Raw genomic sequence first — 16,795 nt, 5'->3', positions numbered from 1 at the left:
TTTTTTTAAAGATATCCTAAAATCTTAAAATAGAATTAATACAGTCGTAATTTTAATTTAAAAATAACATTTTACTGTTTGTGATTTTAAGTGTAACTTTTCAACGTCTAATAAAAATGTAATACATGAAAATATTTCATATAAGCGCAGAATGTTATCCTATAGCTAAAGTTGGAGGTTTGGCAGATGTTGTTGGAGCGTTACCAAAATATCAAAACAACCTAGGAGCAACATCTAGTGTAATTATGCCTTATTATGATAATGCTTTCACCCAAAAAAATAATTTTAAGTCAATTTATGAAAGTAAATTAGACTTTAATGGTCATAAAATAGGTTACAATATTTTAAAAACTAAAGCTGCAGTTTTAGATTTTGAGGTTTATTTTGTGGATATCCCAAACCTTTTGCACAAAAATTATGTGTATTCTGCAGATGATACAGATCGCTTTTTAGCCTTTCAGATTGCGACATTAGATTGGATATTATCATTTAAAGATTTACCAGATATTATTCATTGTCATGATCACCACACTGGATTAATACCCTTTATGTGTCAAGAGAGTTTTAAATATAAAAGCTTAAATACAATTCCGGTAATTACTACTATCCACAATGCACAATACCAAGGTTGGTTTGGCTATGATAAATTACATTTAATACCAGAATTTGAGTCTACAAAAACAGGATTGTTAGATTGGGACAATTGTATAAATCCTTTGGCAGCAGCAATAAAATGTGCTTGGCGTGTAACCACTGTATCGCCTAGTTATATGGACGAGTTAAAACTAGAGGCCAATGGACTACAAGATTTATTACAACATGAAAGTAATAAATGTATAGGTATATTAAACGGAATAGATACAGTTGTTTGGAATCCCGAAACAGACCATTATATAGATCATAATTATAATATAAAAACATTAGAAGCTGGTAAATTAGCTAATAAATTAGCGTTGTGTAAAACCTTTAATTTAGATGAAAGCAAACCGTTAATTACATTTATTGGACGATTGGTGCATGAAAAAGGAGCAGACGTTTTTCCTTTGGCTATAAAAAAAGCATTGGAAGACGAAAATTGTAGTGTTTTAGTTTTAGGCTCTGGACATGACGAAGCTGAACAGGCTTTGCTTCAGTTAAAAGAAAATAATACAGGTCTTTACAATGTATTTATTGGCTATGACGAAAAACTGTCGCATAATATTTATGCAGGAGCAGACTTTTTACTAATGCCATCAAGGGTTGAACCTTGTGGATTAAACCAATTATATGCCTTGCGTTACGGAACAATTCCTGTAGTGAGAAGTATTGGAGGTTTAAAAGATACCATTGTAGATATTGACAAAAATGAGGGTTTTGGAATTAGTCATAAAGAAGTCACAGTAGCGCAAATTTACAAAGCCATTACCCGAAGTGTTGATTTATATAATAAAACAACTATCTTTAAATCAATAAGAAAGCATATTATGACCATTGATCATTCATGGGATGTTTCTGCAAAAGCATATATTAATTTATACCAATCTTTAAAAAAATAACTATGATTAATAATAAAGTGTTATCTATAATTTTAGGAGGAGGACAAGGATCCAGATTATATCCATTAACTGCAACTAGATCTAAACCTGCAGTGCCTATTGCTGGAAAGTATAGATTGGTAGATATTCCTATTTCTAATTGTATTAATTCAGATATCAAACGCATGTTTGTATTAACACAGTTTAACTCGGCATCCTTAAATCGTCATATTAAAAACACCTATCATTTTAGTTTTTTTAGTTCGGCTTTTGTAGATGTTTTAGCTGCTGAGCAAACACCAGGTAATGAAGGTTGGTTTCAGGGTACAGCAGATGCGGTTAGACAAAGCATGCATCATTTTTTAAGTCATGATTTTGAGTATGCCTTAATCTTGTCTGGAGACCAATTGTATCAAATGGATTTTAACGAGATGATTGATGCACATATTAAAGCTAAAGCAAAAATATCTATAGCAACTATTCCTGTAAATGCTAAGGATGCAACGTCATTTGGGATTTTAAAAACAGATGATAAAAATGTAATTACTTCTTTTATAGAAAAGCCTGATGCATCATTGCTACCAGAATGGACATCAACCGTTAGTCCAGAAATGGAAAGTCAAGGTAAAAACCACCTAGCATCAATGGGAATCTATATTTTTAATAGAGATTTATTGGTAGAGCTAATGAGTAATCCAGATACAAATGACTTTGGAAAGGAAATCATTCCGCAATCCATTGCAAAGCATAAAACACTTAGTTATCAATTTGAAGGATATTGGACAGATATAGGAAACATAGATTCTTTTTTTGAAGCTAACTTAGGCTTGACGGATGATATACCTAAATTTAATTTATACGATAAAGATCAAAGCGTCTATACACGTGCTAGGATATTACCAACATCTAAAATATCCGGAACCGCTTTAGATAGAACAGTTATTGCAGAAGGTTGTATTGTGCATGCTGCTAAAATTGAAAAATCTGTCATTGGTATTAGATCAAGAATAGGTAAAGAAACCACCATTATTAACACCTACATGATGGGTTGTGATTCCTATGAATCTTTAGAAGAAATAGAGTCTAATAAGATTAATATTTTAATGGGAATAGGAGAGCGTTGTTTTATAAAAAATACCATTATTGATAAAAATATAAGAATAGGAGATGATGTTAGAATTAATGGTGGAAAGCATTTAGAAAATAAAGAAACGGATACCTATGTTATTAAAGATGGTATTGTTGTTATTAAAAAAGGAGCTGTAATACCTAATGGATTTGTAATATAGCTTATGGCAGAAGTCACTGTGTTTAGTCTTTTTACGGACTTTGATATTAATCTTTTTAAAGCTGGAAAACATTATCGATTATACGAGAAATTTGGATCTCATATAACTACGGTTAATAATGTTGAAGGTACCTATTTTGCTGTTTGGGCACCAAGTGCGACACAAGTTTCTGTAGTAGGTGACTTTAATGCATGGACAGAAGGTGACCATCTTTTAAATGTACGATGGGATAAAAGCGGAATCTGGGAAGGGTTTATACCAAACATTGGTAAAGGCAGTTTGTACAAGTATAAAATACAAAATAGCACTAATGGTAGCGTGACAGAAAAAGCAGATCCTTATGCTAGACGTTGCGAACATAATCCAAGTACAGCCTCTATAGTTTGGGAAGATAATTATACATGGAAAGATAAAAAATGGATGGCCTCCAGAAAGCAAAAAAATGCTTTAGATGCGCCTTATTCTGTTTACGAAGTACATTTAGGATCTTGGAAAAAGCAGGTTGAAGATAATCGCTTTTTATCATATGTAGAGTTGGCAGATGACTTAGTAAATTACGTCAAGGAAATGAATTTTACGCACGTCGAGCTGATGCCAATAATGGAATTTCCGTACGATCCAAGTTGGGGTTATCAAATCACAGGATATTTTGCACCAACATCACGATTTGGTTATCCAGAAGAGTTTAAACTTTTGGTAGATAAATTACACCAAAATGATATCGGAATTATACTGGATTGGGTACCTTCTCATTTTCCAGAAGATGCCCATGGATTAGGACTATTTGATGGTTCATGTTTGTATGAGCATCCTGATAAGCGCAAAGGGTATCACCAGGATTGGAAAAGCTTAATATTTAATTATGGTCGTAACGAGGTTAAATCATTTTTAATAAGCAATGCTTTATTTTGGTTAGATCAATACCATGCAGATGGTTTACGTGTGGATGCTGTAGCGTCTATGCTGTTTTTGGATTATAGTAGAGAAGATGGTGAGTGGGAATCTAATATACATGGAGGTAGAGAAAACCTAGAAGCCATAGCTTTTATACAAGATTTAAATAAAGCAATTTACGGAAACTATCCAGATGTACAGTCTATTGCAGAGGAGTCTACTGCGTTTCCAGGTGTCTCAAAACCTGTGTTTTTAGATGGTTTAGGATTTGGAATGAAATGGATGATGGGTTGGATGCATGATACGTTACAATATTTTTCAAAAGAACCAATTTATAGAAAACACCATCAAAATGACATTACCTTTTCATTAACCTACGCATTTACAGAAAACTTTATGCTGCCTTTAAGTCATGATGAAGTGGTGTATGGTAAAAAATCTATCTTAGGAAGGATGCCAGGAGATGAGTGGCAACGTTTTGCTAATGTTAGATTGTTATACAGTTATATGTTTGCTCATCCAGGTACAAAATTATTGTTTCAAGGTGCTGAAATTGGTCAAAGTGAAGAATGGAATTTTGAAACTAGTCTTGATTGGCATTTATTGGATTATCCATCGCATAAAGGGTTAAATAGATTTATAAAAGATATTAATACGTTTTATAAAACAGAACCAGCACTTTATCAAAAACAATTTTCAAGTGATGGTTTTGAGTGGATTGATTATGGAGATTCAGAACATTCTGTAATTGTGTTTATGCGTAAAGGAAATAAGCCTAAAGACAACATTATTGTAGCTTGTAATATGACACCAGTACCTCTAAATAATTACAGAATTGGACTACCTAAAAAAGGACAATTAATAGAAGTATTTAATAGCGATAATAAGCAATACTTTGGAACAGGAGATTTTCAAAATAAGTCAATAGTTAGCCAATTAAAACTATGGCATTCTAGAAAAAATTCAGTTGAAATTACAATACCACCTTTAGGTATGATAGCCTTAAAATATCAACCTTAAAAAAAGAATATTACGATTATATTATATATGTAATTCTCATTTTTACTGTTTGATAATTAAGGTTTTAATAAATTTAATTATCGAAAACGTTATAGTTAATAATTTGTAACAATATCTAATAGCAAAGCTTTTGTAACAGGTTTATTTTGCGTTTTTTTACTATAAATAATTAGGACATTCAATTATGATTGTAAATACAGAATTAGAACAAAAAGGAAACTTATTTCCTTCACAAATAATAAAATTTAAAAAAGATGTAGACACATTATATTTCTATACAGAAAATAACGTAGTACTTCAATTAACAGTCTTAAGGGATAGTGTCCTAAGATTTAGATACACAACAACAGGAACGTTTGATAACGATTTTTCTTATGCTATAACCAAATACGCAAGTACAGGTTATAATAAGTTAGAAATTGTAGAAAATGATGAGTTTTACATTATAATCACTTCTAAATTGAGATGTGAAGTCTCTAAAAAAGATGCCAGAGTCTCTATATATGATGCTATAACAGACGAGCTTATTAACCAAGATGAAATAGGTTTTCATTGGGAAGAAAGCTATGAGTTTGGTGGTAACATCGTTAAAATGAGTAAAACAGTTAATGAACGTGAAAGTTACTTTGGTTTAGGTGATAAGCCTGACCATTTAAATTTAAAAGGAAAACGATTTCAAAACTGGGTAACCGACTCATATGCTTTTGGTAAAGAAACAGATCCTATTTATAAAGCAATTCCATTTTTTACAGGTTTACACCATGGTAAAGCTTACGGAATCTTTTTTGATAATACCTTTAGATCGTATTTTGATTTTGGTCAAGAACGACGTAACGTAACCAGTTTTTGGGCTCAAGGAGGTGAGATGAATTACTATTTTATTTATGGTCCAAAAATGCAGGATGTTGTTGAGAATTACACAGACTTGACAGGAAAACCACATCAATTACCACCATTATGGGCTTTAGGGTTTCATCAATGTAAATGGAGTTATTATCCCGAAGCAGAGGTTAAAGCGGTAACCTCAAAATTTAGAGAGCTTCAAATACCATGTGATGCCATTTATTTAGATATAGATTATATGGATGGTTTTAGATGTTTTACTTGGAATAAAGACCACTTTCCAGACCCAAAACGCATGGTCAAAGAGTTGTTAGAGGATGGCTTTAAAACCGTAGCTATTATTGATCCAGGAATTAAAATAGACAACGAATATTCAGTTTTTAAAGAAGCTTTAGACAAGGATTATTTTTGTAAACGTGCTGATGGTCCATACATGAAAGGTAAAGTGTGGCCTGGAGAATGTTATTTTCCAGATTTTACAAAACCAGAAGTTAGAGATTGGTGGTCAGGATTATTTAAAGAATTAGTTGAAGACATAGGTATACAAGGCGTTTGGAATGATATGAATGAGCCTGCTGTAATGGAAGTGCCAAATAAAACATTTCCGGATGATGTGCGTCATGATTATGATGGTAATCCGTGTAGTCACAGAAAAGCACACAATGTTTATGGTATGCAAATGGCTAGAGCTACTTATCATGGAATGAAAAAGTTTAACTATCCTAAACGTCCGTTTGTAATAACTAGAGCAGCTTATTCTGGTACCCAACGATACACGTCTACTTGGACAGGAGATAATGTGGCTACTTGGGAGCATCTCTGGATAGCAAATGTACAAGCACAACGTATGGCAATGTCAGGATTTAGTTTTGCAGGAAGTGATATCGGAGGTTTTGCCGAACAGCCTCAAGGCGAATTGTTTACACGTTGGATTCAATTAGGAATTTTTCATCCATTTTGTCGTGTGCATTCTTCTGGAGATCATGGAGATCAAGAACCTTGGGCTTTTGATGAAGACGTGACAGATGTTGTTAGAAAATTTATTGAAATTAGATATCAACTTTTACCTTATTTATATACCGCTTTTTGGAACTTGGTAGAGCATGGTACACCTATATTAAAGTCTCTAGTCATGTACGATCAAGAGGATAATCAAACACACTATAGAACCGATGAGTTTGTTTATGGAGATCAAATTTTAGTTTGCCCAATACAAGAACCTAATGCTAAAGGTCGCAGAATGTACATACCTAGAGGTAGCTGGTATAACTTTTGGACCGATGAGTTAGTAGAAGGAGGAAAAGAAAAATGGGTTGATGCAGAAATAGATAGTATGCCTATTTTTATAAAAGAAGGTGCAATCGTACCTAAATTTCCAGTTCAGCAATATGTAGACCAAACAATAATTGAAGAGTTATCATTAGACGTGTACTTTAAGTTAGGTAAAGAGTCGTCACAGTTATTTGATGATGCTCATGATGGTTATGATTATACTAAGGGACGTTATAGTTTCAGGACATTTAAATTAACAGGTAAGTCTCAGGAATTAATTATTCAACAGCATAAAGAAGGGAAGTATGAAGCGACTTATAAGACTTTCAAATTAAATATTCACGCATTACCTTTTGAAATTAATGAGATTCAAATAGATAATGAAACTGTAGCTATTGATCAAATTAAAGACAGCGGAATAGTGTCTATGGTTATTGATAAAAACTTTTCTGAAATTCATTTAATAGGAAAATAAATACAAGTAATATACTGTTTAAAGACTATATGTGACTTTAATCGATGTTTTGTTAGCAAATAAAAATACCGTTTGTTAAAATATGGCTAAGTTTTTGTAGATTTATAAAAAGAATAAATTATAATCAATATGAAATTAAAAAATAGCGTAGCGCTTGCCTTAACATTAGTTATGTTTTTGTCATGCTCTACTAATCCATTTACTGGAAAAAAAACATTAGCTTTTGTGTCTAATGCAGAATTGTTTCCAACAGCTTTCGCGCAATATAACCAAGTGTTAACAGAAAGTAAAGTAGAAACAGGAACAACAAGAGCAGAGATGATTAAGCGTGTTGGTCAACGTATATCTGTCGCAGCAGAACGTTGGTTAAATGCTAATGGACAACAAGGTTATTTAAATGATTATAAGTGGGAATACAATTTAATTGAAGAAGATGTTGTAAATGCTTGGTGTATGCCAGGAGGAAAAATTGTGTTTTATACCGGAATTTTACCAGTAGCAGAAAACGAATCTGCAATTGCTGCAATTATGGGTCATGAAGTAGCGCATGCTTTAGCAAATCACGGACAACAACGTATGAGTGCTGGAATGATACAACAAGGCTTAGGAGTTGTTGGTAATGTAGCTTTGGCAAATGATGAAAAAACTTTAGGAATCTTTAATCAATCTTATGGTATTGTTTCTAACGTAGGAGGTATGTTACCTTTTAGTAGAAGTCACGAAACTGAAGCGGATAGAATTGGTTTATACCTTACAGCTATTGCTGGTTACAATCCAGATGAAGCAGCTAATTTATGGAGACGTATGGCACAAGCAAGTGGAGGAGAAGCACCACCAGAATTTTTAAGTACGCATCCAGCAAATCAAACACGTATTGATAATTTAACAGCTTTATCTCCTTCAGCTAAAGCAGAAGCACAAAAATTTGGTGTAACTAGTTTTAGACCTTTAGGTAAATACTAGTTTTTTAAAAATATTTAATTACTTTCGAAGCTGCTCTTTATAAGAGCAGCTTTTGTATTTTTAAGCACTAACTAATTACTATTTAATGGCACATCTTAAAAAAGGAAGTAAAAAACTGCTTAATGCTTGGGCATTTTATGATTGGGCAAATTCAGTTTATACCTTAACTATAGCATCGTCAATATTTCCAATATTTTACTCAGCGCTTTTTGTCTCTCAAGTAGAAAAAACGGTTCCTGCTTTTGGAATGGTTTTTAAAAGCACAGCATTAATAACATATGTAACAGCTTTTACATTTTTAGTAGTAGCTTTTACATCTCCTATATTATCTGGTATTGCAGATTACGTAGGTAACAAGAAAAATTTCATGAAGTTTTTTTGTTATTTAGGAGGTTTAGGTTGTATTGGTTTATACTGGTTTAGTATAGAGTCCATTCATATTAGTTTGTTGTTTTATTTTATGGGTTTAATTGGTTATTGGGGAAGTTTGGTGTTTTACAATTCTTACTTACCAGATATTGCATTTCCAGAACAACAAGACAGTATAAGTGCTAAAGGTTTTAGCTTAGGTTACGTTGGAAGCGTTTTGTTATTACTAGTAAATCTAGCTATGGTGATGACACAAGAGACAGGAGAGGCTAAATTGCAAATGATGCGCTATTCTTTTGTTATGGTTGGTGTATGGTGGATTGGGTTTAGTCAATATTCATTTTATATATTACCAAAAGGAGTTAAAACAGGTGAAAAGGTAACAAGAGCGATAGTACTTAATGGTTTAAAAGAATTAAAATTAGTATGGATTCAACTAAAACAAAACTTAAGATTAAAACGCTACTTAGCAGCCTTTTTTGTGTTTAGTATGGCAGTACAAACCATTATGTTAGTCGCTGTGTATTTTGGAGAAGAAGAAATTGCTTGGGGAAACTCTGATGCTAAAACACAAGGATTAATAGTTAGTATTTTAGTAATACAATTGGTAGCTATATTAGGTGCTTTTTTAACGTCAAAAGCATCCGAAAAATTCGGTAACATTAAAACGCTTATAATCGTTAATTTTATATGGATGGCGTTATGTTTTTACGCTTATTTTATGGTTACACCTTTTCAATTTTACATAGCAGCTGGTTGTGTAGGATTGGTAATGGGAGGCGTACAAAGTTTAGCACGATCTACATACTCTAAATTTTTACCAGAAACAGAGGATACTACATCCTATTTTAGTTTTTTTGATGTTGCAGAAAAAATTGGTATTGTTATAGGAATGGTAATTTTTGCAACTATAGATCAATTAACAGGTAGTATGCGAAATGCTATATTGTTTTTGTTTGTATTCTTTTTAGTAGGTATCTTTTTGCTGTTTAGAGTGCCAAAACAAGGTGAGTTAAATTAATTTTATTATGTTTATAATCTAAAATATTAAAAATGAAAAAAATATTACTACCATTATTATCTTTAGCTTTTGTCTTTTTAAGTTGTGAAAACGAACCATTAGAGGGTTTTGAATTAGATGCTGCAGGTGGTAGCACAGGAGGCGGAAGTGTTGGAGGAGGTGAAGTTATTATAGGAGAACCTGGAGGAGAGACTACAGGCGATTATTGGCCTATGGCAGAAGGTAACAAATGGACTTACGACTACAGTGTGGATGGTGTTGCTGAAGAAGATTCTGTAATGGAAATTTCTAATCAAGAGGACTATTTAGGTTTTCCTTCATATTTATATAGCTCATTTTTTCAAAATTCTACAAGTACAGATGGATCAACAACTGGAGATGTAGAGTTAAACTCATATTCTAGTAAAAATGGTGGAGATTATCACTTTAGTGTAGCAAGTACTAATATTAATGTTGGTGGTTTTATTGAGATTTCTCAGTCAGCTTATGGATTTATAATGTTAAAAGACTATTTAAATGTAGGCGAAAGTTGGACTAATACATATACAATTACAACATCTACTGAAGTTTTGATTGAAGATTTACCTGAAGTGCCTACTACTAATTTAAACGTAATTTATACTAGCCAAATCATGGAAAAAGATAGTACTGTTGAGGTTAATGGTACAAGTTATAGTCCAGTAATTAAAGTTAAAGCGACAACTACCTACCAATTAGCAGGAACTCCTGATAGCTCTGCTGAGTATTTTTACTACTTTGCTAAAGATGTTGGGTTAATCAAATATGAAGGAAGTGTTTACGATGCAGACGATAATATTACCTCAAATGTTTTAGGAGAATTAAACGATGTTATTTTAAACTAAGATTTTTATTTAAATAAAAAAAGCCACAATTCTAAAACTAGAATTGTGGCTTTTTTAATAGCTAAGTTTTGTATTAATTACTAATATCTCCAGATCCAGTAACTTTTTTGTCTACTTTACTTGGACTACCTTTATATTCAATATCTCCAGAGCCTGTTACTCTTGCTTTGATAGCTTCTTTAGCATAAACAACAACATCACCTGATCCAGTTACTTTAGCTTCTGTAAAGTCAGCCATTAAGCGTCCACCATGAAAATCTCCAGAGCCTGTCACACTTGCATTTAAATTAGTTGTTTGACCAGTTAATGTCAAATCTCCAGAACCTGTGACATTTGCATCAACGTTAGTTGATTGTATATCTAAAGTAATGTCTCCAGAACCTGATACTTTAGCTTCAAAATTTTTAGAAACTATGGTTGCATTAGACGTAACATCACCAGAGCCTGAAAGTGATACTTTGTCAATATCTTTAAACGGAATGGTGATCTTGATAGTTTTATTTCCGCTAGGTTTTAAATTAATATTGTTTTCTGTTTTAACTATTAACCCGTTGCCTTCAACTTCGGTTAAAATATAATCTAAAAGGTTTTCTTCACCTTCAATAGTAATTGTACCTTCTTCATCTTCAACTAATTCAAATTCCATCCAACCTGCAAGTCTAATTGCATCATAATCTGATGTTGTTCTAGTTATTGTAGTAAGGTTTCCGTTTCCTTTAATTGTTTTTCCTTTTCCCCATTGCGCATTACAAGATGTAAATACTAAAAGTGTTAAGGTTAATGCTAATGTTTGTTTAAATGTTTTCATGATGATTGATTTTGTTAAATTATTATTTTTTATCAAAGGTTACGCTTCCGTACTCTGAGTTTATTTTTATTAGGTTCCCTGAATTACTCTTATTGTGATATCCAGAATAGTATTTATCAGAATGCTTGATACTTTTGGTGTTAATCTCAAAGTCATCTTCGCCAGTCAAACTTCCGTATTCTAATTTTATATCAAAATCAAAAGCGTATTCTGGATCAATACCTATTTTTATACCAACATAATCAGATTCAATATTTATATCTCCAGCATTTTTTGTCATTTTTCCAATTTTAATAGAACCGTAATCTGCATTTAAAGTCACGTTTTTATACACGTCACCTAATACTACTGTAAGGTAGTCTCCATTACCAGAAATGCTATTTAATTTATTAACACGTAGGCTTCCGTAATCACAGTTATAATTTACGTTTTCGGCTATTTCTATTAACGACTTTGTATAGTCCGCAACAATGGTTAAGTCTTTAGTTTTTGCAACTGTAAATCCACTATAGTCAGCATTAATTTTTCCACTTTTGATATATTCAAAGTAACTATTGTTGGTGTAATCAAAATTGATAACATTATTATCTGCTAACAACTCTTTGGTTGTAATTTTACCATAATCACAACTTATTTCTGCACGACCTTCAAGTGTTCCTAAAGTTATATTACCATAATCGTTACTTAAGTCTACATGGTTTGTAATGGGCATTTTAACAACGTAATTTATTTTCATATTAACATCGTTGTTATTAGACCAATTCCACCAAGAGCTTTTCTTCTTTTTGCCAATTAAAGTCTCAGCAGAAACGTAATTGGATGTACCAGAAAATTCGACATCAATTTCATCTAATCTAGATTGTACTTCATCCAAGTCATTACCGTTGGTAGTTATTTTGACTTCTATAGCAATAGTATTACCTGTCCAAGTTACAATATCCAAGTTACCATATTTATTATCTATTTTCAAGGTTGCGTTTTTGGTAACAGTATATTCTTTTTTCAGAGTTTTTTGCTTAGTATGCTTACCATCTAAATCACCATTATTAGATAGTGAAACTATAGGTATTAAAAGGCAAAGGGATAATTTATATAGTAGTTTCATAATTGTTTTGTTTTAATGTTTTAAGCGCTTCAATTTGTAAAAGTGTGCTTTGTAACACGTCTATTCTGTTTTGAAAGTTGGTAATCATCGCATAAATGACACGTTGGTCCTCGCCACTTTCTGTTAGGTTTAATTTTAAGTTTTTGTATTCTAATTCAAGCCTATCTAACCTTAATAAAGCATCATTTACTAGTTTTTGTGTCTCAGGGCTTTTTTCTGTTTTAAGTTTGTTTAACTCAAAAGCAATAGTATTAGAAAAAAAGTTTTGCGTTTCTGCTAATTCTGGAGAGATACTGGCTAAATCCTTTTGGGTAGTATTTGGTTTAATATTAAGTACAATACTTAAAATTAACACAACAGATGCTGCTACTGCCAATAAAGGCTTCCAATAATTAGTTTTATGACTAGCTACTTTAGTTTCTGTTTTATTTAGTTTGTCAATAAAACGCTGTTGATGTCCCAAATTAGGGACTTCAATATCAAATTGACTATCTAAATTTTCAAATAATTGTTCTATATTATCTTTCATCACAATTAATTTAATTGTTCTAATTTTTTTCTTAAACTCTCTTTTGCTCTAGAGACTGTTGTTCTGCAATTAGCATAACTAATTTGCATGACTTCACTAATTTCTTCGTAATCATAACCCTCAATAAGATTTAAGGTTAATGCAATTCTGTAATTAGATTTTAGAGTATTTAAAGTGTCTAAAATTTGTTTTGCTTTAACAGAAGTAAACTCGATTGTTGTATCAACGCCTTGATGGTCTTCAATTTTATATAATACATCGTCCAGAGCTACGTCTTCATTTTTTTTATTTTTATTAAAAGCATGTATGCTATTATTAACAACAATACGTTTTAACCAAGCACTAAATGTGCTTATTTCTTTAAGTGTATTCAGCTTAGTAAATGCAGTCAAAAATGATTCTTGCATAATGTCTTCAGCTTCAAAACTATTATTCACAATTCTAAATGACGTATTATACATTGCCTTGTAATACCTGTTGTAAATCTCCAATTGTGCTAATTGGTTACCAGATAGGCAAAGCATTATAAGCGCTTCAATATTGTGTTTGGTTAGTGTCAAAAAATGGTTTGTTTTATATAAAGAGGAAAGTTAAAACACTTTGTTACACTTTTTTTAAAAAAAATATTTTTATTTTTTATTATTGATTATAACAAGATAGTATTAAACTTTTTGCGATTTAGAGTAGCATCTTAAAGTATGGCACATTAATTGAAATTTTATAATTGAAAATATGCTGTTACTTATTGTTAACTATAAGTTTATCAGTGTAATAGTAAAAATTTAATTTGTAATTTTAAAACACAATAGCTTAAATGAAACGATTACAGTGACATTTTGGCTTACATATATCTATGAAAAAATCTAACTTTATATCGCTTGACAGTTTGTCATTACAAGATTTTGATGAAAATTCAGAATTAATCCCTTTAATGACGCCAGAAGATGAAGAAAAAATAGCAAAAGAGGAATTGCCAGAAACACTTCCAATTTTGTCATTACGTAACACAGTATTGTTTCCAGGTGTTGTAATACCTATTACTGCAGGACGCGATAAATCTATTAAATTAATTAACGACGCTAATAAAGGCGGTAAGGTCATTGGTGTTGTTTCTCAAATAGATGAAGATGTAGAAGACCCTAAGGCAGAGGATTTACATCAAATTGGTACTGTAGCTAGAATTTTAAAAGTTTTAAAAATGCCTGATGGTAACACAACAGTTATTATACAAGGTAAAAAACGATTTGAGATTGATACTGTTATAACAGAAGAGCCTTACATTAAAGCAACTGTTAAGGAGGTACCACAAGCAAAACCTGCAGCAAAAAACAAAGAGTTTGCAGCAATAATTGAATCTATTAAAGAGTTAGCTGTACAAATCATCAAGGATAGTCCAAATATACCAACAGAGGCGACGTTTGCTATTAAAAATATAGAAAGTGATTCGTTTTTAATCAATTTTGTATCGTCTAACATGAATTTGGATGTAGATGAAAAACAGGCGCTTCTAGAAATGAATCACCTGAAGGATCGTGCTCTAGAAACATTACGTTATATGAACGTCGAGTTTCAAAAGCTAGAACTTAAAAATGACATCCAATCGAAAGTACAAAGTGATTTAAATCAACAACAACGTGAATACTTTTTAAATCAGCAACTAAAAACGATTCAAGAAGAGCTTGGTGGTGGTAATGCTGAGGAGATTGAAGACATGAAAAAGCGTGCTAAATCTAAAAAATGGGATGAAAAAGTCGGAAAACATTTTGATAAAGAGTTAGCAAAAATGCAACGTATGAATCCTCAGGTTGCAGAGTATTCTATACAACGCAATTATTTGGACCTATTTTTAGATTTACCATGGAGTAAGTTTAGTAAAGATAAATTTGATTTAAAGCGTGCCGAAAAAATATTAAATCGTGATCATTATGGTTTAGATGATGTCAAACAACGTATCATCGAGCACTTAGCAGTGTTAAAATTACGTAATGACATGAAGTCGCCAATCTTATGTTTATATGGACCTCCAGGAGTTGGTAAAACATCATTGGGTAAATCTGTAGCAGAAGCACTAGGTCGCGAATATGTGCGTATGAGTTTAGGTGGTTTGCGTGACGAAGCAGAAATACGTGGACATCGTAAGACTTATATTGGAGCTATGCCAGGACGAATTTTGCAAAGTCTTAAAAAAGCAGGTACCTCTAATCCAGTTTTTGTACTAGACGAAATTGATAAATTATCCAACTCTCATCAAGGAGATCCGTCTTCTGCATTATTAGAAGTTTTAGATCCAGAACAAAATGCCGAGTTCCATGATAACTTCTTAGAGATGGGTTACGACTTATCTAAAGTTATGTTTATAGCAACTACTAATAGTTTAAATACTATTCAGCCTGCTTTAAGAGACCGTATGGAAATTATCAATGTTACAGGTTATACAATTGAGGAAAAGGTAGAAATTGCTAAAAGACACCTATTACCAAAACAATTAAAGGAACACGGTTTAGAAGATAAACACATTAAAATAGGTAAACCGCAACTAGAAAAAATAGTAGAAGGTTATACTAGAGAATCTGGTGTACGTGGTTTAGAAAAGCAAATTGCAAAAATGGTGCGTTATGCAGCTAAAAATATTGCAATGGAAGAAGAATATAATATCAAGATTTCTAACGATGATATAGTAGAAATATTAGGTGGTCCAAAATTAGAACGTGATAAATACGAAAACAATAATGTTGCTGGTGTTGTCACAGGTTTAGCTTGGACAAGAGTAGGTGGAGATATTTTATTTATTGAATCTATTTTATCTAAAGGAAAAGGTGCATTAAATATTACCGGAAACTTAGGTAAGGTAATGAAGGAATCGTCTACCATTGCTATGGAGTTTATCAAGGCTCACGCTGAAGAGTTAAATATTAACCCTGAGGTATTTGAAAAATATAATGTGCACATCCACGTACCAGAAGGAGCAACACCTAAAGATGGACCAAGCGCAGGAGTTACCATGCTAACGTCATTAGTCTCTTTATTTACACAACGTAAAGTAAAGAAAAGCTTAGCAATGACTGGTGAGATTACATTGCGTGGTAAAGTATTACCAGTTGGAGGTATTAAAGAAAAAATACTAGCTGCTAAGCGTGCAAGAATAAAAGAGATTTTATTATGTGAAGACAATAGAAGAGATATAGAAGAAATTAAACCAGAATATTTAAAAGGTCTAACGTTTCACTATGTGTCAGATATGTTGGATGTTATTAAAATTGCAGTGACAAATCAAAAGGTAAGTAATGCTAAAAAATTATAAGACATCAAGTCTTTTTAAAAGGTTGTTCTTTATTGTAGTTATACTAAATTCAGCAATAGCTTCAGCTCAAGATCAAAACTTGGTTAATGTTATACTGGATGGTAAACCAGCAGTTTTAAACACCAAAACGGGAATTACCCAGTTTGTTGATGATAATTCAGACAATCATCAAGAGGTAGTAAATGGTGATACGGATTTAGTAACAACCCATATTGTAGAACAAGGAGATACACTATACGCCATATCTAATAAATATGGCGTAAGTATTTCACATATTAAAGCAATTAATAACTTAAGTACTAACCTGATATCAATAAATCAAAGGTTAAAAATAGGTTATGCTAATTCAGCTAAAGTAAAAGTTAGTAATGTGTGGATTGTAAAAAAAGGCGATACATTGTATAGTATTTCTAAAAAAACAGAAGTGCCAATTTCAAAAATTCAAAGCCTTAATAATATAAAGGATAATATAATAATTGTAGGAAAAACACTATTTTTAAGATAGTTTGAATCAATAGTTTATATTTGT

General features: G+C 31.9%; 13 protein-coding genes. 9 read left to right on the top strand and 4 right to left on the bottom strand.

Annotated features, from left to right (window positions below; genetic code table 11):
- Positions 1-125: 125 nt before the first annotated feature.
- The 7 genes from WNY60_RS09840 to WNY60_RS09810 all read left to right on the top strand — a co-directional run bounded on the left by WNY60_RS09840 (position 126) and on the right by WNY60_RS09810 (position 10,523).
- Positions 126-1,535 carry a glycogen/starch synthase gene (locus tag WNY60_RS09840; RefSeq protein ID WP_342862251.1) on the top strand — a complete coding sequence of 470 codons (1,410 nt, stop codon included), beginning with the start codon at positions 126-128 and terminating at the stop codon, positions 1,533-1,535.
- Between the two features lie 2 nt (positions 1,536-1,537).
- Positions 1,538-2,803, top strand: coding sequence for a glucose-1-phosphate adenylyltransferase (locus tag WNY60_RS09835; protein WP_145001530.1), 1,266 nt, complete (start codon positions 1,538-1,540; stop codon positions 2,801-2,803).
- Between the two features lie 3 nt (positions 2,804-2,806).
- Positions 2,807-4,717 carry a 1,4-alpha-glucan branching protein GlgB gene (glgB, locus tag WNY60_RS09830; protein WP_342862250.1) on the top strand — a complete coding sequence of 637 codons (1,911 nt, stop codon included), beginning with the start codon at positions 2,807-2,809 and terminating at the stop codon, positions 4,715-4,717.
- 184 nt (positions 4,718-4,901) lie between these two features.
- Positions 4,902-7,307 carry a glycoside hydrolase family 31 protein gene (locus WNY60_RS09825; RefSeq protein WP_145001532.1) on the top strand — a complete coding sequence of 802 codons (2,406 nt, stop codon included), beginning with the start codon at positions 4,902-4,904 and terminating at the stop codon, positions 7,305-7,307.
- Positions 7,308-7,436: 129 nt separating this feature from the next.
- Positions 7,437-8,270, top strand: a complete 834-nt coding sequence (locus WNY60_RS09820; protein WP_292948915.1) for a M48 family metallopeptidase — start codon at positions 7,437-7,439, stop codon at positions 8,268-8,270.
- Positions 8,271-8,355: 85 nt separating this feature from the next.
- Positions 8,356-9,660 carry an MFS transporter gene (locus WNY60_RS09815; RefSeq protein WP_145001534.1) on the top strand — a complete coding sequence of 435 codons (1,305 nt, stop codon included), beginning with the start codon at positions 8,356-8,358 and terminating at the stop codon, positions 9,658-9,660.
- 32 nt (positions 9,661-9,692) lie between these two features.
- Entirely contained in the window at positions 9,693-10,523 is an 831-nt protein-coding gene (locus WNY60_RS09810) for a hypothetical protein (protein ID WP_145001535.1), read from the top strand.
- A 73-nt stretch (positions 10,524-10,596) separates the two neighbouring features.
- Here WNY60_RS09810 and WNY60_RS09805 read toward each other — a convergent pair whose 3' ends face one another.
- Genes WNY60_RS09805 through WNY60_RS09790 form a run of 4 tightly spaced genes read right to left on the bottom strand, consistent with a single transcriptional unit; the run spans position 10,597 to position 13,525 of the window.
- Positions 10,597-11,331, bottom strand: coding sequence for a head GIN domain-containing protein (locus tag WNY60_RS09805; RefSeq protein WP_342862249.1), 735 nt, complete (start codon positions 11,329-11,331; stop codon positions 10,597-10,599).
- Positions 11,332-11,353: 22 nt separating this feature from the next.
- Positions 11,354-12,436 carry a hypothetical protein gene (locus tag WNY60_RS09800; RefSeq protein WP_145001537.1) on the bottom strand — a complete coding sequence of 361 codons (1,083 nt, stop codon included), beginning with the start codon at positions 12,434-12,436 and terminating at the stop codon, positions 11,354-11,356.
- On the bottom strand, positions 12,420-12,965 hold the full coding sequence (locus WNY60_RS09795; protein ID WP_342862248.1) for a hypothetical protein: 546 nt from the start codon (positions 12,963-12,965) through the stop codon (positions 12,420-12,422). Before WNY60_RS09795 ends, WNY60_RS09800 begins: the two co-directional genes overlap by 17 nt.
- A 5-nt stretch (positions 12,966-12,970) precedes the next feature.
- Positions 12,971-13,525, bottom strand: a complete 555-nt coding sequence (locus WNY60_RS09790) for an RNA polymerase sigma factor (protein WP_145001539.1) — start codon at positions 13,523-13,525, stop codon at positions 12,971-12,973.
- A gap of 293 nt (positions 13,526-13,818) precedes the next feature.
- Here WNY60_RS09790 and lon point away from each other — a divergent pair, with 293 nt between their 5' ends.
- Positions 13,819-16,266 (top strand): endopeptidase La, encoded by a 2,448-nt coding sequence (gene lon, locus WNY60_RS09785; RefSeq protein ID WP_292948906.1) that lies wholly within the window; start codon positions 13,819-13,821, stop codon positions 16,264-16,266.
- The gene (locus WNY60_RS09780) at positions 16,250-16,771 is read left to right on the top strand and encodes a LysM peptidoglycan-binding domain-containing protein (protein ID WP_342862247.1); all 522 of its coding nucleotides are present in this window, start codon (positions 16,250-16,252) and stop codon (positions 16,769-16,771) included. Before lon ends, WNY60_RS09780 begins: the two co-directional genes overlap by 17 nt.
- Positions 16,772-16,795: the final 24 nt, after the last annotated feature.

Origin of the sequence: Olleya sp. AS48 (assembly GCF_038900355.1) — a bacterium.
In the GTDB taxonomy this organism is placed as follows: Bacteria; Bacteroidota; Bacteroidia; order Flavobacteriales; family Flavobacteriaceae; genus Olleya.
Note: the sequence above shows the minus strand (reverse complement) of the source record. Positions and strands in the feature narration are given on the sequence as shown.

What these genes read in the sequence shown, in the direction of transcription:
- WNY60_RS09840 (WP_342862251.1), top strand. Translation starts at nt 126, where the DNA reads ATGAAAATATTTCATATAAGCGCAGAATGTTATCCTATAGCTAAAGTT.
- WNY60_RS09835 (WP_145001530.1), top strand. Translation starts at nt 1,538, where the DNA reads ATGATTAATAATAAAGTGTTATCTATAATTTTAGGAGGAGGACAAGGA.
- glgB (WP_342862250.1), top strand. Translation starts at nt 2,807, where the DNA reads ATGGCAGAAGTCACTGTGTTTAGTCTTTTTACGGACTTTGATATTAAT.
- WNY60_RS09825 (WP_145001532.1), top strand. Translation starts at nt 4,902, where the DNA reads ATGATTGTAAATACAGAATTAGAACAAAAAGGAAACTTATTTCCTTCA.
- WNY60_RS09820 (WP_292948915.1), top strand. Translation starts at nt 7,437, where the DNA reads ATGAAATTAAAAAATAGCGTAGCGCTTGCCTTAACATTAGTTATGTTT.
- WNY60_RS09815 (WP_145001534.1), top strand. Translation starts at nt 8,356, where the DNA reads ATGGCACATCTTAAAAAAGGAAGTAAAAAACTGCTTAATGCTTGGGCA.
- WNY60_RS09810 (WP_145001535.1), top strand. Translation starts at nt 9,693, where the DNA reads ATGAAAAAAATATTACTACCATTATTATCTTTAGCTTTTGTCTTTTTA.
- WNY60_RS09805 (WP_342862249.1), bottom strand. Translation starts at nt 11,331, where the DNA reads ATGAAAACATTTAAACAAACATTAGCATTAACCTTAACACTTTTAGTA.
- WNY60_RS09800 (WP_145001537.1), bottom strand. Translation starts at nt 12,436, where the DNA reads ATGAAACTACTATATAAATTATCCCTTTGCCTTTTAATACCTATAGTT.
- WNY60_RS09795 (WP_342862248.1), bottom strand. Translation starts at nt 12,965, where the DNA reads ATGAAAGATAATATAGAACAATTATTTGAAAATTTAGATAGTCAATTT.
- lon (WP_292948906.1), top strand. Translation starts at nt 13,819, where the DNA reads ATGAAAAAATCTAACTTTATATCGCTTGACAGTTTGTCATTACAAGAT.
- WNY60_RS09780 (WP_342862247.1), top strand. Translation starts at nt 16,250, where the DNA reads ATGCTAAAAAATTATAAGACATCAAGTCTTTTTAAAAGGTTGTTCTTT.